The organism is Vibrio albus, from assembly GCF_003144035.1.
GTDB lineage: Bacteria > Pseudomonadota > Gammaproteobacteria > Enterobacterales > Vibrionaceae > Vibrio > Vibrio albus.
In genome coordinates this window covers 379,587-398,129 of the sequence record NZ_QFWT01000001.1, presented here as the reverse complement: position 1 = coordinate 398,129, position 18,543 = coordinate 379,587, and the positions used below count along the sequence as shown (strand labels likewise).

At 46.1% G+C, this 18,543-nt stretch carries 15 protein-coding genes; 8 read left to right on the top strand and 7 right to left on the bottom strand.

Annotated features, from left to right (window positions below):
- The first annotated feature begins 81 nt into the window (after positions 1 to 81).
- Positions 82 to 1,968: a maltodextrin glucosidase gene (malZ, locus tag DI392_RS01715; RefSeq protein WP_245883897.1), complete on the top strand. Its 1,887-nt coding sequence runs from the start codon at positions 82 to 84 to the stop codon at positions 1,966 to 1,968.
- 19 nt (positions 1,969 to 1,987) lie between these two features.
- Here the strand turns inward: malZ and dusC are convergent, their stop codons facing one another.
- Positions 1,988 to 2,947: a tRNA dihydrouridine(16) synthase DusC gene (dusC, locus tag DI392_RS01710; RefSeq protein ID WP_109318175.1), complete on the bottom strand. Its 960-nt coding sequence runs from the start codon at positions 2,945 to 2,947 to the stop codon at positions 1,988 to 1,990.
- A gap of 133 nt (positions 2,948 to 3,080) precedes the next feature.
- Here dusC and DI392_RS01705 point away from each other — a divergent pair, with 133 nt between their 5' ends.
- Positions 3,081 to 3,671 (top strand): SEC-C metal-binding domain-containing protein, encoded by a 591-nt coding sequence (locus DI392_RS01705; RefSeq protein WP_109318174.1) that lies wholly within the window; start codon positions 3,081 to 3,083, stop codon positions 3,669 to 3,671.
- A gap of 40 nt (positions 3,672 to 3,711) precedes the next feature.
- Here DI392_RS01705 and dsbB read toward each other — a convergent pair whose 3' ends face one another.
- Complete coding sequence (gene dsbB, locus DI392_RS01700) at positions 3,712 to 4,233, bottom strand: disulfide bond formation protein DsbB (RefSeq protein WP_109318173.1); 522 nt, start codon at positions 4,231 to 4,233, stop codon at positions 3,712 to 3,714.
- 114 nt (positions 4,234 to 4,347) lie between these two features.
- A complete protein-coding gene (nhaB, locus tag DI392_RS01695; RefSeq protein ID WP_109318172.1) occupies positions 4,348 to 5,937 on the bottom strand; it encodes a Na(+)/H(+) antiporter NhaB in 1,590 nt (529 codons plus the stop codon).
- Between the two features lie 569 nt (positions 5,938 to 6,506).
- Between nhaB and fadR the strand changes: the two genes are divergently transcribed.
- Positions 6,507 to 7,346 (top strand): fatty acid metabolism transcriptional regulator FadR, encoded by an 840-nt coding sequence (fadR, locus tag DI392_RS01690; RefSeq protein WP_109318171.1) that lies wholly within the window; start codon positions 6,507 to 6,509, stop codon positions 7,344 to 7,346.
- Between the two features lie 192 nt (positions 7,347 to 7,538).
- Here fadR and DI392_RS01685 read toward each other — a convergent pair whose 3' ends face one another.
- Together DI392_RS01685 and metG are read right to left on the bottom strand one after the other, a co-directional pair.
- Positions 7,539 to 8,345 (bottom strand): hypothetical protein, encoded by an 807-nt coding sequence (locus tag DI392_RS01685; RefSeq protein ID WP_109318170.1) that lies wholly within the window; start codon positions 8,343 to 8,345, stop codon positions 7,539 to 7,541.
- A gap of 201 nt (positions 8,346 to 8,546) precedes the next feature.
- The gene (gene metG, locus DI392_RS01680; protein ID WP_109318169.1) at positions 8,547 to 10,610 is read right to left on the bottom strand and encodes a methionine--tRNA ligase; all 2,064 of its coding nucleotides are present in this window, start codon (positions 10,608 to 10,610) and stop codon (positions 8,547 to 8,549) included.
- Positions 10,611 to 10,787: 177 nt separating this feature from the next.
- On the opposite strand from metG, the gene apbC reads away from it, so the two are divergent.
- The 4 genes from apbC to DI392_RS01660 all read left to right on the top strand — a co-directional run bounded on the left by apbC (position 10,788) and on the right by DI392_RS01660 (position 15,454).
- The gene (gene apbC, locus DI392_RS01675; protein WP_109318168.1) at positions 10,788 to 11,849 is read left to right on the top strand and encodes an iron-sulfur cluster carrier protein ApbC; all 1,062 of its coding nucleotides are present in this window, start codon (positions 10,788 to 10,790) and stop codon (positions 11,847 to 11,849) included.
- A 115-nt stretch (positions 11,850 to 11,964) separates the two neighbouring features.
- Complete coding sequence (gene udk / locus DI392_RS01670) at positions 11,965 to 12,606, top strand: uridine kinase (protein ID WP_109318167.1); 642 nt, start codon at positions 11,965 to 11,967, stop codon at positions 12,604 to 12,606.
- Positions 12,607 to 12,639: 33 nt separating this feature from the next.
- Positions 12,640 to 13,221, top strand: a complete 582-nt coding sequence (gene dcd, locus DI392_RS01665) for a dCTP deaminase (RefSeq protein ID WP_109318166.1) — start codon at positions 12,640 to 12,642, stop codon at positions 13,219 to 13,221.
- 82 nt (positions 13,222 to 13,303) lie between these two features.
- Positions 13,304 to 15,454, top strand: coding sequence for an AsmA family protein (locus DI392_RS01660; RefSeq protein ID WP_109318165.1), 2,151 nt, complete (start codon positions 13,304 to 13,306; stop codon positions 15,452 to 15,454).
- A gap of 75 nt (positions 15,455 to 15,529) precedes the next feature.
- On the opposite strand, the gene cobO is transcribed toward DI392_RS01660, so the two are convergent.
- The gene (gene cobO / locus DI392_RS01655) at positions 15,530 to 16,135 is read right to left on the bottom strand and encodes a cob(I)yrinic acid a,c-diamide adenosyltransferase (protein ID WP_109318164.1); all 606 of its coding nucleotides are present in this window, start codon (positions 16,133 to 16,135) and stop codon (positions 15,530 to 15,532) included.
- 139 nt (positions 16,136 to 16,274) lie between these two features.
- Between cobO and DI392_RS01650 the strand changes: the two genes are divergently transcribed.
- A complete protein-coding gene (locus DI392_RS01650; protein ID WP_109318163.1) occupies positions 16,275 to 16,754 on the top strand; it encodes a low molecular weight protein-tyrosine-phosphatase in 480 nt (159 codons plus the stop codon).
- Positions 16,755 to 16,817: 63 nt separating this feature from the next.
- On the opposite strand, the gene DI392_RS01645 is transcribed toward DI392_RS01650, so the two are convergent.
- Positions 16,818 to 18,374: a SulP family inorganic anion transporter gene (locus DI392_RS01645; RefSeq protein ID WP_109318535.1), complete on the bottom strand. Its 1,557-nt coding sequence runs from the start codon at positions 18,372 to 18,374 to the stop codon at positions 16,818 to 16,820.
- Positions 18,375 to 18,543: the final 169 nt, after the last annotated feature.

Below are 18,543 nucleotides of genomic sequence, written 5' to 3'. Positions count from 1 at the left end.
GGGGATTTTTTTATGTTTGCCTTATTTTATAGTGAAGGGCACGGTTAAGAGGTCAGGAAAAACCCAAAAGGACAAACACTTATGAAAGAAAATGGAAAGGTAATGCCACACGAGCAGATGCTGACATTATTCCCCTTCGTATCACACAGCCAGACGCGGGACGGTTTAGTTGTTGAAGGACAGGAGTTAGTACTCACGCTGAAAACAGAATCTGTTCACTTTGATAAGGTGTTAGTCCGCCACGAGCCGGATAATGAGGAATCACTGATTTCGATGATTCCGGCCGGTAAGGAAGGACGTCTTAAGCGATGGACAGCCAGGATCCCGGTGAATGATGATCAGCCCGTGACTCATTATGTGTTCAAGCTGGTAACTGGTCAGATACAATGGTGGCTGGATGCCCGAGGTGTTCAGCAGTACATGCCGGGCAGAGAGTTTCATTTTAAACACAATGCAGAACATCAGCCGCCGGAATGGGTTTCTGAGCAGGTGTTTTACCAGATATTCCCAGAACGTTTTTGTAACGGTAATCCGGAAATCAGCGTCAGGACTGGTGAGTATAAGCTCTCCGCAGGCCGCAGAGAGACGGTGGCTAAACAGTGGGGAGAAGAGGTCGGTGGCTATCCCGGCACTGGTTCGACAGAATTTTTTGGTGGTGACCTGGCGGGAATAAGCAACCAGTTAGATTACCTTCAGGATCTGGGGATAACGTCTCTGTATCTGAACCCGATATTTCGCTCACCAAGTAATCATAAGTATGATACGGCGGATTATTTCACTGTTGATCCTCATTTTGGAACGAATGAAGAATTTGCTGAGCTAAGTGCGAACATCCATAGCCGGAATATGAAGATTGTTCTCGATGCGGTGGTAAACCATACTTCTACGCAACACCAATGGTTTGATATTGCTGATACCAGCGGGAAAGGTGCCTACCATCACCCCGATTCGGCATATCGCGACTATTACTTCTTTAATGGTGATAAGGATTATATCGGCTGGAAAGGCGTGTCCAGTCTTCCTGTGCTTAACTTCAGAAATGAGCAGGTCCGGGATCACATTTACCGTGGAGAGAACTCGGTTTTAAGGTACTGGCTGAAAGAACCATACTGTATCGATGGCTGGCGGTTTGATGTTATCCACATGCTTGGGGATGGAAAAGGTGCCAGAAATAACGCCGATTATGTCAGGGCATTTCGTCAGGCGGTTAAGGACGAGAGTGCGCAGGCGTATGTACTCGGAGAGCACTTTTCGGAAGCTTCCCAGTGGCTGCAGGGTGAACAGGAAGACGGTGCGATGAATTATTATGGCTTTGCTCATCCGGCCCGAGCTCTGTTTGCCGGGATAGATATTTCTCATGATCCTATTACGCTCTCCGTTCCTGAGTTTACCCGATGGCTGCTGGAAGCCCGGGCAAAAGTGCCGTGGCAAAATCAGCTGGCTCAGCTTAATCAATTGGATAGCCATGATACCCATCGCTTTTTAACCCTGGTCGGCAGTGACCGTGCGCGCATGGAAATGGCGTCAGTGTTACTGTTTGCCTATGTGGGTACCCCCTGCCTTTACTATGGCACGGAAGTCGGCATGGAAGGGGGACAGGATCCGGATAACCGTCGTTGCTTCCCTTGGGATACCGTTTCTTCTTCCGGCTGGTTGCCATTCTATAAGCAGTTGATTTCGATCCGGAAACAGCATCCCGAGCTGCAAAAAGGTGGTTTCGAGCTACTTAATTGCAGTGAAGATACGCTGGTATTTGGGCGTAAGCTCGGTAGCGGTATTTCGCTGATGGCGATGAGCTTTTCCGACCAGGATGTTGCGGTGCCCGTGTGGAAATTAGGAATAGAAGCTGGTCGAGTCACGTCTCAACTGACAGAACAGGGCAGTATAGCGTTTGAGAACGGATACCTTAATCTGGCTCTGGCTGCAAACCGTGCCGATATACTGGCACTGAATAATACCGGAGAGTAAGAGCTGTGCTGACCGCCAATCAGGCTGGCTGAGTCAGCAAATCCGCACGATAGCGCTTTAGGTGATCCACGATAGGGGCGGCCTGCTGGTAGGTGCGGATATCCCGGAACAGAGATTCTGCTTCAGTGTATTCATGCCGCAGGTAGGCCAGCCATTGCTTGATTCTGTTTGGAAAGTACTTTCCTTTATCGCCTTTAATCTCACTTTGTGAATACTGCACCAGCAGGTGGCTTACCTCATGCCATGACATGATGGCGTGGTTGTATTTCACCACATTACCCAGGTTAGGGATATTAAATGCTCCGCGACAAACCATCACTGAATCAATACCTGTCGTTTTAATACAGTTTTGTCCATCCTGATAGTTCCATATCTCACCGTTGGCGATCAGGGGAACAGAGATTTTGTCCTTAAGGCGGCGGATATAATCCCACTTTATTTCGCTGGCCTTGTACCCGCCAGTTTTGGTCCGGGCATGAACGGTTAGTTCTGACGCGCCGGCTTGCTCCACGGCATCCGCTATCTCAAAGCAGTCGTCCGGGTCTTCCCATCCAAGCCGGATCTTTGCACTTACCGGAATCTCTTCTGGGACAGCGTCACGACAAGCTTTTACTATGTTATATATTTGCTGCGGATCCTGTAAAAGAAATGCACCACCACGGCTTTTATTGACCATTTTGGCCGGACAGCCAAAGTTGAGGTCAATACCTTTTGCACCAAGCTCGGCGACACGAAAGGCATTGGCTGCCATTGCATCCGGTTTGCTGCCTAACAACTGGATATAAACCGGCGTACCTGACCGGGTTTGTGACCCATGCGCCAGTTCGGGACAAATACGGGTAAACACATGATCTGGCAGTAGTCTGTCGCTGACCCGGACAAATTCGGTCACACACAGATCATAGGCGTTCACCTCCGTCAGCATTTCACGCATCAGGTGATCAAGCACACCTTCCATAGGACCCAGAACCACTCGCATCGACACAACAACCTTGATAATTCAATTTTCAGGAGGCGGAATTGTAGGAGGATAGAAGGAAAAAGTCACGAGCTTCTCTTCTTCAGTTCGTACCGCTATAATTTCGTCTCTTTGATTTCAGACAGGCTTATACATGAAACTGATAGCATTACCGGAAGAGTGGCAGGGTGAAACCACGTATTTTATTGAAGGAGCGGTTCTGGCTGCCAATATGGCGGTGAAACCACTGGAACCAGAATCATGGTGTCAGTCCCTTGGTTTGTCGGAAAAGCCTGTTTATGCCTCCTTGGTCGAGCATATTCATCATCAACATAATCTACTGAGCCGTAATGAGTATACGCTGAATACCGTCAGTGGTGACGAACTGGCCGATTTGGCAGAAGGCTTTATGACTGTCTGGCCTCAGGTTGAAGAGCAGTGGCAGGATGTGAATGTCTCTGATGGCACGGTACGTATGCTGCAAGCTTTGTTAACAACCCTGATGCTCTTAGTTGACGAGGCGCTGACACGCCAGCAGATGATAGATGCGGGAATTGATACACCGCCTACGGCAGATGAGATGCGCCCGCAACTGGATATGATGGTGAATGAAGTCGCTCAGGCTGCAGACGAAGCCATGTTGGGAATGAAAGCTCAGACGGTTAACCCGTATAAAGGCGTAGGGCGTAATGATCCTTGTCCATGCCTGAGTGGTAAGAAGTTCAAACAGTGTTGTGGTAAATAGGCACTTTTTCCTCCCCGAGGAGGGGAGGAAAAGACAGAAATCAGCGGTTCTGGCTTTTGGCCGGAACAAATTGGGAAATGACCACAAGACCCCATACGATCAGGTATGCGGCAAAGATATACACCAGCCATTGAGGCATGGAGATATCAAATAGCGACCAGACAACCTCACTGCAATCTCCCGGTGCCGAGAAAATATTCGGTAACCATTGATTCAGTGGTAACCACTCAGGGAAATAAAGTGGTTCACAGATGGCAAAGAGTGAAGTCTGATAATGGACATGCTCCATTGCCAGTGTCATACCCTTATACGCCATCGCACCCCATCCAAGCAGTCCAGCCCAGCGGAAAATGATATTGTGAGGAGCGATGAGGCCGACTAATGCTGATACAAACAACAGCATCATAGATATACGCTCGTAGATACACATGGTGCATGGGTCTAGCTTCATAATGTGCTGAAAAGAAATGGAGCAAAGAATGAAAAAGAGCGTGAATCCGGAAAGTAATGCCCAGGAAAGACGCGAAACCGAAAATGTTTTAAGAAACGAAAAAAACGTCACAGCTGTATCCTGTTAGAAAGACTGGCCAGGGCTCTTGGCCAGAAAGTAAAAAAAGCCCTGATTACTCAGAGCTTTTTATCTTGAATGAGTTCCATTCCAGACGCAATATTTTTATCAATGCCCTGAACTGGCAACATGGCTTGTGGCCTCTGTTGCGCTATGGTGATCGAGCAGACCGATCTCGTACAGCGATGCCGTCATTGGTTCCAGCAGGAAAGTAATACAGAACAAACCTACAACGGCCAGGACAATGGTATATGGTAGAGCCATCACCACCATGCGCCCATATGAAAGACGGATAAGCGGTGCCAGTGCGGACGTCAGCAGGAACAGGAATGCAGCTTGTCCGTTCGGTGTAGCAACCGACGGCAGGTTGGTACCGGTGTTAATTGCCACCGCCAGCATATCGAATTGATCCCGGCTAATAACGCCGTTCATTAGTGCCATTTTGACTTCGTTTATATAGACCGTACCGACAAAAACGTTGTCTGATACCATAGAAAGCAGGCCGTTAGCGATATAGAACATACTCAGCTGTTTGTCGCCTTCCATATGCAGTACCCAGTCAATAATCGGACCAAAGAGGTGTTGATCAACAATGACGGCTACGATAGAGAAAAAGACGGCAAGCAGTGCGGTGAAGGGCAGGGCCTCTTCAAAAGCCTTACCTACCGAGTGTTCTTCAATAACACCGGTAAAGGAGGTCGCCAGAACAATCACGGAGAGTCCGATAAGGCCAACAGCCGCCAAATGGAACGCCAGACCAAAGATAAGCCAGACAGCGATAGCACCCTGTACCCAGAGTTTGGCGACATCCAGATTTGTGCGCTTGGTTTTTTGTTCTTTCTCATAGTCCAGCAATATATTGCGAACATGTTCCGGAAGCGCAGATCCATAGCCAAATACCTTAAATTTTTCGACCAGAACACAGGTTACAATGCCGAAAATGAATACAGGCAACGTTACCGGAAGCATACGGATAATGAATTCGCCAAATAGCCAGCCAGCCTGATCGGCAATAATCAGGTTCTGAGGTTCACCCACCATAGTCGTTACACCGCCAAGTGCTGTCCCCACACCAGCGTGCATAAGCAGTGAACGCAGGAACGCGCGGTAATCATCCAGATCTTGCCGGGTCAGTTCAGAGAGGTGCTCATCGGTCGTATGGTCATGAGAAGGGTTATTTCCTTTGCCTGATACTACCCTGTGGTAGATAGCATAGAAACCAACAGCCACACTGATGATAACGGCGATAACGGTTAATGCATCCAAGAAAGCAGAAAGGAAGGCAGCGGTTATACAGAATGCCACTGAAAGTATTACTTTAGAGCGGACACCCAGCAGAATTTTAGTAAAGATAAACAGCAGAAGCTGCTTCATAAAGTAAATACCCGCCACCATAAAGACCAGTAGCAGAATCACTTCCAGGTTAGCTTCCAGCTCGTGCATGACTTGTTCGGGACTTGTCATTCCTATAGCGATAGCTTCAATAGCCAGTAAGCCGCCGGGCTGTAGAGGATAACATTTCAGAGCCATGGCCAGGGTAAAGATAAACTCCGCGACCAGTACCCAGCCAGCCGTGAAAGGATCAACGGCGAAAATAAATGGATTGATAATGAGAAAGGCGATAATCGCTAATTTATACCAGTCTGGCGCTTTACCAAGAAAATTCTTAATAAATGCATTCCCGAGAGTAATCGGCATGTTGTGGTACCCTTATCTGTTTAGTGATTCAAAAATAGACATTGTTTCATACTGACTCCTAACCCCGGCACTCGCTTACTGACTAATTAAGCCAGTGAACTACACCTTAACTCAAAGAGAAAGCTTTGGGTGGTTAGACAATTGTAAATGATTGCATTTTAGTCAGTCCTTTCCGCTGGGCAGTTCAAGCATTCCTAATGCGGAAAAAGTTTTTATGATTTAAACCATAAAAAATATATTATTATTATGAAGTTACAACAAATAGCTCTTTAAGATAGCTATCTTAGCATGAAAGCCAGCGAGTTATTATGATTTTCTGGCTGCGTTAATGAAATATACTTTTTTGTTAATAAAATAAAGAGGTAAGATTTTTTCAGGGTTTAAAATAATCGGCAGATTTGATCTTAGTCAATCTTCTCTATGATCTCCGATTGAGAGGTATTGTTAATTAAAAATAAGCTTTTGCCGGAATGAGTGTAAAAGATATGCCCGTCATGAGGTTTTCGATAGTTATAACTAGTGGTATGATGAGTCGTTTCTATCTTTAAGAAAATCGGATATTGAACCTTATGGTCATTAAGGCAAAAAGCCCAGCGGGTTTCGCTGAAAAATATATTATCGAAAGTATTTGGAATGGTCGGTTTCCACCAGGCTCCATTTTACCCGCAGAGCGAGAGCTATCAGAATTGATCGGTGTGACGAGAACGACGCTGAGAGAGGTTCTTCAGCGTCTGGCCCGCGACGGGTGGCTGACAATTCAGCATGGCAAGCCCACGAAAGTAAACCAGTTTATGGAAACGTCCGGTTTGCATATTCTGGATACGTTAATGACTCTTGATGAAGAAAATGCGACCAGTATCGTAGAAGATTTGTTGGCGGCGCGTACTAATATCAGTCCAATTTTCATGCGTTACGCTTTCAAAACGAACAAAGAAGCGTCTGAACGAACATTACAGACCGTGATTGAATCTTGTGAAAGTTTGCTAGAGGCTGAAAGCTGGGAAACATTTATTCAATCGACTCCTTATGCCGAGAAAATCCAGCAGTGCGTTAAAGATGAAGGTGAAAAGGATAAAGTTAAAAGAGAAACGAACTTAATCGCAAAAACGTTTAATTTTTATGACTTTATGTTGTTCCAGCGTTTGGCCTTTCATTCGGGGAATCAAGTATACGGACTTATCTTTAATGGGGTAAGAAAGCTGTATGACCGGATTGGCAGTTATTATTTTTCTAACGATGAAGCGCGTAATCTGGCTCTGGACTTTTATCGTAATCTGCTGACACTGTGTCAGAATGGTCAGCGCGACCAGCTTATTCCTCTGGTTCGAAGCTATGGTATGGAAAGTGCTCAGATCTGGAATCAGATGAAAGAAACGCTCCCTAGTAACTTTACGGAAGATGATCACTAGGCCGCGTTGACGCTTCATATGTCATTCTGTTGAGAACGAAAAAACCAGAGACGTGATACGGTCTCTGGTTTTTTTATGAGAGAAGGCTTAAGCAGGCTATGTTATATGGAGTGCGGTCAACTTCCTATGTATGCTTTTTTATGTGCTGTCAGCCTGCTTTTTCCTTTTTTTTCTCTCCTGACCACGTTCCTTTCATACCGGAATAGCCAACTTTGGTAGTGGAACATAGACGTTTTCAGCAACGTCAGCGAGGATATAATCGTAGATATTAAATATCATCAAAGAGATATCAGACGATAACTGATATAAGGACTCGCTGGACAGTTGAGCGTCTTCTGTGTCTGTAATGGCTTCAAGCCTTGTACATAACACTTGAAAATTGGGCGATGACATAACCACCGGATTGATCATTCCAAGTTTTTTAAGTCTGCGGTGCAGCGTTTCACTGAGATATTTTATGCGGGTATTACCATGCTCGCTCCCCAGATCCTGAATCGTAACTCTGAACTGAGTCAAAGAATCAAGGCTGTCAATCACCTGATGCCAGTTATGATGGTATTCGTTACTTAACTCCTGCTTCTGGGCCTCCAGTACCCAGGTGATCATGATTTCATCAATTAACAGTAAGCAATGACGGATGACTCTGCCATGGTTTATCTGGTTCTGGCTTATGCTGATGCTGTACCAGCTATCAGTGAGCTTTTTCAGTTTGGTTTGCAGTATCCGGTAAATCGGCTTATCTGTCAGGCCAACTTCACTCAGCAATTGCTGCATCGTGTCATCAAGCAGTTGCGAGATGGCGTCGATATCACTATTGTGCTGTCCTTTTGCTAAGGCATCGTGGGTTGCTGCCCGGTGCTGGCGGCACAAATGCACGATCTGGCGCAGGTACGTAACCGTTGTATGTTTGCTATGATTACTGTTCTCTCTGATTTGTGAGTAATAATAGAAAGTCGCAAGGATCACAGCAGATAATATAAAAGAGATGACAACAAACATGACTGGCTCCTTGTATTGCATGTTGTCTTCTATATAAGCACTTTTAATGCCATAAAATTACATGATATAAATCAACAGGTTAAAAACATAGGTGTGTGTGTGGATATGAAATATGGTGCGAGGGTGCACTATTTTGGGGAAAAAAGGCCAGTGGATGGTACCACTGGCCTGAGACATAAGTTGATGTAAAGTCTGATAGATTTACATTACCCGCATGCCAGGTTGTGCGCCTTCATGGGGTTCCAGAATCCATAGATCTTTACCGCCAGGGCCGGCAGCAAGCACCATGCCTTCTGACATACCAAACTTCATCTTACGAGGCTTCAGGTTTGCTACCATCACAGTGTATTTGCCAACCAGATCTTCTGGATTGTACGCTGACTTAATACCTGCAAATACCTGACGAGTCTCTCCGCCGATATCCAACTGAAGTTTCAGCAGCTTATTCGCTTTAGGGACTGACTCACAGGACTCGATTTTAGCGATACGCAGATCAACTTTGGCAAAATCGTCAAACTCGATTTCATCTGCGATAGGCTCTTTGTCCAGCTCTGTCTCTTTCGCTTTCTCTGCGTTTTCTTTTGCAGCCTGCTCAGCAGCAGCGTCTTCTTTAGATGCCTCTACCATTGCTTCTACTTTCTTCGCATCAATGCGGTTGAACAGAGCCTTGAACTTCGTGATTTCGTGAGCAGTTAGTGGTGCGTTGATACAATCCCAGGTCAGTTCTTCATTCAGAAATGCTTCTGTACGACCAGCCAGTGCCGGCATTACCGGTTTCAGGTAAGCCATCAGTACGCGGAACAAGTTCAGACCAACAGAACAGATATCTTGCAGTTCTTGCTCTTTACCTTCTTCTTTAGCGATAACCCATGGTGCTTTTTCATCCACATATTGGTTCGCTTTATCCGCCAGCGCAGTGATTTCACGGATAGCGCGACCAAATTCTCGCGCTTCGTAAAGTTCACCGATTTTTTTCGCCGCCGCAACGAACTCAGCATACAGCTCTGGTTCTGCAAAGCTGTCAGACAGTTTCCCGTCAAAGCGTTTACTGATAAATCCGGCATTACGAGAGGCAAGGTTAACGATTTTATTGACCACGTCAGAGTTTACACGTTGAGTAAAGTCTTCCAGGTTCAGGTCAAGATCGTCGATGCGGCTGTTCAGTTTGGCTGCGTAGTAGTAGCGCAGACATTCTGGGTCAAGGTGATCCAGGTAGGTACTCGCTTTAATGAATGTGCCTTTCGATTTTGACATCTTCGCACCATTCACCGTTACGTAACCGTGTACAAATACATTATTTGGTTTGCGGAACCCTGAGCCATCCAGCATTGCCGGCCAGAACAGGCTATGGAAGTAAACGATGTCTTTGCCGATGAAATGATAAAGTTCAGCTGTGCTGTCTTTGGCCCAATATTCGTCGAAGTCTAAATCATCACGTTTACTACACAGGTTTTTGAATGAGCCCATGTACCCGATAGGTGCATCCAGCCATACGTAGAAGAATTTGCCGGTTTCACCCGGGATCTCAAAACCGAAGTAAGGCGCATCGCGGGAGATGTCCCACTGCTGCAGGCCAGACTCAAACCATTCCTGCATTTTGTTGGCAGTTTCAGTTTGCAGAGAACCAGAACGAGTCCATTCTTTCAGCATGCTCTCAAACTGAGGCAGGTCAAAGAAGAAGTGTTCAGAGTCTTTCATTACCGGAGTCGCGCCGGATACAGCTGATTTCGGATCGATTAGGTCTGTCGGACTGTAAGTTTCGCCACAACTGTCACAGTTATCACCATACTGATCCTGAGACTTACACTTCGGACAGGTCCCTTTTACAAAACGGTCCGGGAGGAACATTTCTTTTTCAGGGTCAAACAGCTGAGAAATCGTACGGCTGGAAATGAATCCGCTTTCTTTTAAGCGTGTATAAATCAGAGAAGCCAGCTCGCGGTTTTCTTCGCTGTGAGTGCTGTGATAGTTGTCAAAGCTGATATCAAAGCCTGAGAAATCCTTCTGGTGCTCTTCACTGACGGCAGCGATCATCTCTTCTGGTGACATTCCCATCTGTTGTGCTTTCAGCATGATTGGTGTGCCGTGAGCATCGTCTGCACAGATGAAGTTTACGGTATTGCCACGCAGGCGTTGATAACGGACCCATATATCTGCCTGAATATGTTCAAGCATATGACCCAGATGGATCGAACCGTTAGCATACGGAAGGGCGCAAGTTACCAGCAGTTTCCTTGAAGGAAGGTTTCTTGGATCGTTTGCCATACTTTATTTTCGCTTTTGATAAGAACTAATAAAAACAAGGTTGCAATAGTACCTTAACTACTCTTTTACTCCAAGAATCCTATCTGGTTTCATCATTTTTTTTAGGGTTTAGCTGATGAAAGATGAGTGATAGCATGAAACTATTCATTTTTTGATAACAATAGTAGGGATGTTGGTATGACTGTGTTTGAAACCCATGAGTCGGTCTGTCAGTGGTTGAATCAATTTCACCACCCTCTGCTGGTGGAAGACTGGGCTTATACTCAGGGTATAGCTAAGCTGCTGAAAAACGGGTCAGTCAGAGTTGAACTTCCATTTACTTCGGCCTCGCTGGACAATGCTTTGCGCGCCTGGATTGAGAAGCAGGATATTGACCATTCACTGGTGCATATCACCACCAATGTGCGGGCTATGGAAACGGAAGTCTCTTCTGAATTGGTACAGGTAAAAAATGTGATTGCGGTTACCTCTGGTAAAGGGGGCGTTGGCAAGTCTACCACAGCCGTCAACCTGGCATTGGCATTACAGGCTCAGGGGGCACGCGTTGGTTTATTAGATGCTGATATCTATGGCCCGTCGGTGCCGACAATGCTGAGTACTGAAGATGAATCACCGGATGTCAAAGACGGTAAATATATGGTACCGGTTGAGATGTATGGTATCCATACCAACTCTATCGGGTATCTTGTCGATAAATCAGAAGCAGCTATCTGGCGTGGGCCAATGGCGTCAAAAGCTCTGGGGCAGCTACTGAATGAAACTGCCTGGCCTGAGCTGGATTATCTGGTCATTGATATGCCACCGGGTACCGGGGATGTCCAACTGACTCTCTCTCAGCAGATCCCTGTAACCGGTGCTCTTATTGTCACGACGCCACAAGATCTGGCTCTGGCGGATGTGCGCAAAGGTATGGCGATGTTTAACAAAGTGAATGTACCGGTTCTCGGCATCGTTGAGAATATGAGCTATCACATCTGTAGTCACTGTGGAGAGAAAGAGCATATCTTCGGTGTGAATGGTGCCGAAAAAATGGCGAAAGAATTTGGTACCTCTTTACTGGCTCAGTTACCTCTGCATATCAGCATGCGTGAAGATATTGACGCAGGGAAGCCAACCGTTGCCGCGAGACCTGATAGTGAATATACCGGCTTGTATCTTGATTTGGCCGAACGTATTACCAGTAAAATGTACTGGTCGGGGAAAGTCAAACCAGAAACCATTCCTCTTACTTCTCTGTAAACAGACAACCTCACCTGTGTTCGCACAATAAAAGGGCATGGTAAAACTGGCAACCGTGCCCTGATCCCCTTATAATCTGGCGGTTTATTTTACTACTAGCAAGTGCACTAATCATATGTCTGAAAACACCAAATGCGTCATTGTAGGGATTGCTGGCGCTTCTGCTTCAGGAAAGAGCTTAATTGCAAATACAATTTATAACGAATTGAGAGAAAAAGTAGGGGACCATCAGATAGGAGTAATTACAGAAGATTCCTATTACAAGGACCAGAGCCACCTGAATATGGATGAGCGAGTAAAAACGAACTATGACCATCCGAATGCACTTGATCATGACCTGTTATGCCAGCATCTTGAGCAACTGAGCAGAGGAAATACCGTAGAAGTTCCGGAGTACAGCTATGTTGAGCATACCCGTATTGATAACACCAGTACAATGACAGCCAAAAAAGTCATTATTCTGGAAGGTATTTTGCTGTTAACGGATCCTCGTCTGCGAGAGCTGATGCACGCCACGATTTTTATGGATACCCCTTTAGACATCTGTTTATTGCGCCGGGTAAAACGGGACGTGGAAGAACGAGGACGTACGCTTGATTCTGTGTTGAAACAATATCAGAAAACGGTTCGTCCAATGTTTTTACAATTTATTGAACCATCGAAACAATACGCTGATATTATTGTTCCACGTGGTGGTAAAAACCGGATTGCTATTGATGTACTTAAGGCTCATATAGCAAAGCTACTAAGATCTTAACTTTTTACAATTCAGATATAAGAGAGAAACACTGTGAGATTGTGTGATAAGGATATAAAAATAGCGCTGGCAGAAGAGCGCATTTCTATTTCTCCGCAACCGGAAGAGTCAGCAATAAGTGGTTTGACGGTTGATGTTCGTTTGGGGGATAGATTCCGGGTATTTAATGATCATAGTGCCCCTTATATCGATCTGTCCGGCCCGAAAACCGAAGTATCAGCCCAGCTGGAAAAGGTGATGAGTGACGAGATTCTTGTAAAAGATGATGAGGCGTTCTTCCTTCACCCGGGGCAACTGGCTCTGGCGGTTACGCATGAATCCGTTACTCTACCCGCGGATATCGTTGGCTGGCTGGACGGTCGCTCATCTTTGGCTCGTCTGGGACTGATGGTTCACGTTACCGCACACCGGATTGATCCAGGATGGTCTGGAAAAATCGTTCTGGAGTTCTACAATTCAGGAAGACTGCCATTAGCACTTAAACCGATGATGCCGATCGGAGCACTTAGCTTTGAAGTATTATCGGGTGAAGCTGAAAAGCCATATAACAAACGTGACAATGCCAAGTACAAAAATCAACAAGGTGCAGTAGCAAGTCGGATTAACGAAGATTAAAACCTGACTGTCACAGAAACTTATTTTAAAAGATGGCCAGGATATGCCATCTTTTTCTTTTTGTATTGTAGGGAATAGACAGATGAAAAAAGTGTTTCTCATTCTCGGGGCTATGCTCCTGACCGTAGTAGTGGCTGTTTCTGCAGTGCTTCTTATGGTGGATCCTAATCAGTTTAAACCGGTTATTGTGCAGCAGACGAAGCAGCAAGCGGGTCTGGATTTGATCATTGAAGGCGATTTGAGCTGGAGTATTTATCCGTCAATAGGCCTCTCACTAGGGAAGACAGAACTTAGGAATCCGGAAGGTTTTAGTAACGAAAATCTGCTAAAAATAGACAGTATTAACGTTGATATTTCCCTGCTACCAATGCTCAGCAAGGAGCTGGTTATTGGTGATGTGTCGATGGATGGGGCTGAAATTTATCTGGAGACATTAAAAAATGGTCAGACTAATCTGGATTTCCTGACTAAGCAGGAAGCACAAACAGACACCACTCAACCGAAGGTGTCCGAGGTACCATCGGCTGGAGAAGAGCCTGAAGGTGTGGCAGAAGAAACCGAACAGTCGCGTGCATGGGGGGGTCGCCTGGCAGGTATCTCTATTACTCAGGCCCGCCTGGAGATCAATAACCAGCAAACGGGCGAGCACACCAAGCTTTATGATGTCGGGCTTTCGGTATCCGAGTTTGAAGCGAATAAATGGACCGCGATTACCTTTTCCGCAAAAGGAAGCAGTAATCAGCAGATGTTTTCGGCCAGCGGACAAGCTCAGTTAAAATTAAGTCAGGGGCTGAGTGATTATGCATTAAAAGATATTCAGCTGGAGGCGGCATTTAATGATCCGACAACGGACATTGCTTCAGCTAAAGTCAGCCTGGATACTTTCGAATTTGATAAGAAGAACCGGATGGACTTCTCGGTTGAGGGCACGGCAGCAGATACTGATATTGACCTGAACGGCAGCAGTAACCTTACGATAGATAAAGCGATAAGCCACGTGGTTATGGACGAGCTGACACTGGGCTCTGCATTTTCAGGTGCGGCATTGCCCCGTTCACCTCTTCAGGTTGATATGAATGCTTCACTTTCATTTGATATAAATAAGCAACAACTCGAACTCGCACTGGAGAAGCTTGCCCTCGACGATATTACACTGGATGGACAATCCGAAGTGACGCTGGGCGCAGTTCCTAAAGTTCGTTTCTCACTGCACAGTCCCGATGTGGATATGGATAAATTCCTCGGGCTGAATGATGTAAAAGCAGGGAGCGAGGGGCAGGCGGATTCTGTGTCCGGTGAGAATGCCGCGGGGGCTGAGCAGACACAAACAGAGCCGGATCTGTCAGTACTGAAAACGCTGGATATTAAGGGTGATATCCGTATCGACAAATTAAAAGCCAGCAATGCCCGTATGCAGAACGTTAACCTGATAGTCAGCGTCAATCGTGGCGTCGTGGAGCTCTCTTCTTTTGAATCCGAGCTATACGATGGCAGTATCCGGGCGACGGCTCATCTGGATGCGCGCAAAACACCGGCAACGTACCGCATTAATAAACAGATAAAAGGTATTAAAGTACTGCCTTTGCTGAAGGATGTTGCCGGTAGTGACGTACTTGAAGGGACGGGTAATATTGATGTTGATGTCCGCGGACATGGCTTAACCCCATCGGGGATCCAGAAAAATCTGACCGGAACGGTTGATATCAATTTTGCTGATGGTGCGGTGAATGGTATCAATGTTGCGCAGCTTATCCGCTCAAATTATGCGAAGCTTAAAGGGCAGTCGGTGGCTGAGACTAATGAACCACAGAAGACCGACTTTACGGCTCTGACATCAACCATCAACCTCAAAAACGGGGTTGCTGAAACGTCGAATTTACATATGCAGTCTCCCTTACTTCGTATTCAGGGAGAAGGGGAAGCAAACTATATTAAGCAGACAATAGATTTTCTGATAAACACGTCTCTGGTCGGAACGCTGGAAGGACAAGGCGGCAAGGATATCAATGAGCTTAATAATGTTACTATTCCACTGCGAATCCGAGGTGGCTGGTCTTCACCTAAGTTTAGTATTGAACTGGCAGAGATTCTGAAACAGAAAGAAGCACAGCGCCTGAAAGAAAAGGCGAAGGAAGAAGCTGAGCGGGGCCTGAAAAACTTATTGGGTGATAAAGCCGGAGATGATGAAACTAAGGCTCTGACAGATAAGCTGTTTAATAAATTGTTTAACTAAAATAACCGACCGGAGCAGAGTAAACCTGCTCCGGTTATGCCATATGGCTGCCATCGCTTAGTAAGCTACTATCGCTTAGTAATCCACTCCCTTCCGGGCTTTAACACCAGCTTCAAATGCATGTTTGACATTGCGTACTTCAGAAACCGTATCCGCTAACTCTGTCAGAGAGCGGTGGGCTGCGCGGCCGGTTATAATCACTGACTGCATCTGTGGCCGGTTCTGAAGGGCTTCCAGCACCTCATCCAGCTCGATATAGCCGTAGGTAATCATATAAGTCATTTCATCCAGCAAGATAACATCAATGGATGGATCCTGAAGCATGCGTTTACATTCTGTCCATACCTTTTGTGCTGCCAGAGTGTCCGAGGCTTTGTCCTGTGTTTCCCAGGTGAAGCCTGTTGCCATTACGTGAAACTCAACACCAAGTTTTTCGAGCAGGTTTTTTTCTCCGTTATCCCAGGTTCCCTTAATAAACTGGGCTACAGCACATTTTTGACCATGTCCGGTTGCCCGGGCAATGGTACCAAAGCCAGAAGTCGATTTGCCTTTGCCATTTCCTGTGATGACAATAAATATACCTTTCTCATCCTGAGCCGCTTCTATACGGGCATCGACAGCCTCCTTCAGTTTTTTCTGACGTGCTTTATGCTTGTTCTCTTTATCGTTTTGCGTTGGCATACTTTCTCCCGTTGTTATATTGTTTTCGCTAGATCTGTTAAAAATTTGGTCTAAAACTATACTTAAAGTAGTGAAGACTAACAAATTTATCCGTTTCCTCCGGGAAAGCCTATTAGCATTGATGTGGTAGGTTAGCCAAATGAAAAGTAAAGAAAAACCTCGTATCTTGATTGTTTGTATGGGTAATATCTGTCGGTCGCCTACGGGTGAAGCTGTGCTCAGAGCCACGGCTGAGCGGATGGATATTGAGATTGAAGTTGATTCAGCCGGTACCATCGGCTATCACGCAGGTGATATGCCTGACTACCGGGCAAGAACTGTAGGGGAAAAACGAGGCTACTCCTTTGAGGGAATACGTGCCCGTCAGATAAGAGAGGAGGACTTCCGATATTTTGATCATATCCTGGTGGCAGACAGAGATAACCTGACAGAGTTACTGGCGATTTGTCCGGTAGAATTCACCCATAAATTATCACTGTTCCTGAGCCATTCTCAAATGGCATTCGATGAAATACCGGACCCTTACTATGGCGGTGACCGTGGCTTCGAGTTTGTGCTTGATCTGATTGAAGAGGGGTGCGAAGGGATCCTGAAGAAACTGGAAGATCAAAAGGACTAGGGCCATTAAAAAACGCTGCTTTCTCGAGGAAAGCAGCGTTTTTATTTCTGGAGAATTTATCTGTTAACCCAGCACATCGGTCGCAACTTTATAACTTGGGTCGTCTCTTACATCAATTTCAATAAGGCTGCCCGCTTTTTGCAGCAGCGCCCGGCAGTCAGGGCTGAGGTGACGAAGGTGCAGTTTTTTACCCAGAGCAGAGTACCGTTCAGCGACCGTTTCAATCGCTTCTATCGCTGAATGATCGGCTACGCGTGATGCTGCAAAATCCACGATCACTTCATCGGGATCTTCGTAAGCATTAAACAGTTCCAGGAAGTTTGCTGCTGACCCAAAGAACACGGGGCCATTGATACGGTATTCCTTGGAGCCATCTTCATGGGTAAAGCTGGTGGCATAAATATGCTTAGCATGTTGCCACGCAAACATCAGTGCTGAAGTAATGACACCAACAGCAACGGCAATAGCAAGATCTGTCAGTACGGTGACGACAGTAACCAGTACAATGACAAAGAAATCTTGTTTAGGTACCCGGCGAGCTAATTTGAACGTTGCCCACTCAAAAGTACCAATAACCACCATAAACATTACACCGACCAAAGCCGCCAGAGGAATCATTTCTATCAGAGAGGATGCAAACAGGATAAAGAAAAGCAGAGCCGTTGCAGCAACAATACCGGAAAGACGGCCGCGGCCACCAGAGTTCACGTTAATCATAGACTGGCCGATCATCGCACAACCACCCATTGCACCAAATACAGAACAGGTTAGGTTTGCCAGGCCCTGGCCGATACATTCGCGGTTACTTTTACCGCGAGTATTGGTCATTTCATCCAGAACGGTTAATGTCAGAAGTGATTCAATCAGGCCGATCGCAGCCAGAATGATCGCATATGGGACGATAATCGTCAGGGTTTCCAGACTAAATGGCACAGAAGGGAAGGCAAACGATGGTAACGTACCAGCGAGCGTCGCTGTGTCATCTCCGGACATGGTACGCAGGAAGTCAACAACTGTGCGGGTTTCCAGTCCCAATAGCTGAACGACAAGAGTAATGAACACGATAGCGGCAAGTGATGAAGGAATAGCCGTAGTGAATTTAGGTAAAAAATGAATAATCAACATGGTCACCAAAACCAACCCCAGCATTAAGGCCATTTGGTCAGTCGGTAACCAGCCTAGTACTCCGTTCAGATCCGGTGCTTTAAACTGACCAAGCTGAGCGAGGAAGATCACGATAGCCAGTCCATTAACAAAGCCAATCATAACCGGATGCGGAACCATGCGGATAAATTTACCTAACTTGCATAGACCGGCAGTTACCTGCAAAAGGCCGGCAAGCATAATGGTTGCAAACAGGTACTGCACCCCATGAGCGGCAACTAGTGTAACCATGACCACCGCCATGGCACCTGTCGCTCCTGAGATCATTCCCGGGCGACCACCAAAAATGGAAGTGATCAGGCCTACGATGAATGCAGCATAAAGGCCAACCATAGGGTCAACCCCGGCAACAAACGCAAAGGCTACGGCTTCCGGAACCAGGGCAAGGGCAACGGTCAGCCCTGACAGAACATCGTTCTTTACTGAATGTTGAGAAAATTTTGGAAATTCAAACATTTTGACTCTTTTCGCTTCACTCTGACAAAGCAGAGAATTTGGACGGATACTCATCAATCTTATTGTCCATAAAGCAAAAAATGTAGAATAAACAGCCAGCCGCTTTACAGAGCAAGTGTGATCGAACGCACTATTAGCTGGCGAATGCTACAGAAATGTGTGATTAAGT

What these genes read in the sequence shown, in the direction of transcription:
- malZ (WP_245883897.1), top strand. Translation starts at nt 82, where the DNA reads ATGAAAGAAAATGGAAAGGTAATGCCACACGAGCAGATGCTGACATTA.
- dusC (WP_109318175.1), bottom strand. Translation starts at nt 2,947, where the DNA reads ATGCGAGTGGTTCTGGGTCCTATGGAAGGTGTGCTTGATCACCTGATG.
- DI392_RS01705 (WP_109318174.1), top strand. Translation starts at nt 3,081, where the DNA reads ATGAAACTGATAGCATTACCGGAAGAGTGGCAGGGTGAAACCACGTAT.
- nhaB (WP_109318172.1), bottom strand. Translation starts at nt 5,937, where the DNA reads ATGCCGATTACTCTCGGGAATGCATTTATTAAGAATTTTCTTGGTAAA.
- fadR (WP_109318171.1), top strand. Translation starts at nt 6,507, where the DNA reads ATGGTCATTAAGGCAAAAAGCCCAGCGGGTTTCGCTGAAAAATATATT.
- DI392_RS01685 (WP_109318170.1), bottom strand. Translation starts at nt 8,345, where the DNA reads ATGTTTGTTGTCATCTCTTTTATATTATCTGCTGTGATCCTTGCGACT.
- metG (WP_109318169.1), bottom strand. Translation starts at nt 10,610, where the DNA reads ATGGCAAACGATCCAAGAAACCTTCCTTCAAGGAAACTGCTGGTAACT.
- apbC (WP_109318168.1), top strand. Translation starts at nt 10,788, where the DNA reads ATGACTGTGTTTGAAACCCATGAGTCGGTCTGTCAGTGGTTGAATCAA.
- udk (WP_109318167.1), top strand. Translation starts at nt 11,965, where the DNA reads ATGTCTGAAAACACCAAATGCGTCATTGTAGGGATTGCTGGCGCTTCT.
- DI392_RS01660 (WP_109318165.1), top strand. Translation starts at nt 13,304, where the DNA reads ATGAAAAAAGTGTTTCTCATTCTCGGGGCTATGCTCCTGACCGTAGTA.
- cobO (WP_109318164.1), bottom strand. Translation starts at nt 16,135, where the DNA reads ATGCCAACGCAAAACGATAAAGAGAACAAGCATAAAGCACGTCAGAAA.
- DI392_RS01650 (WP_109318163.1), top strand. Translation starts at nt 16,275, where the DNA reads ATGAAAAGTAAAGAAAAACCTCGTATCTTGATTGTTTGTATGGGTAAT.
- DI392_RS01645 (WP_109318535.1), bottom strand. Translation starts at nt 18,374, where the DNA reads ATGTTTGAATTTCCAAAATTTTCTCAACATTCAGTAAAGAACGATGTT.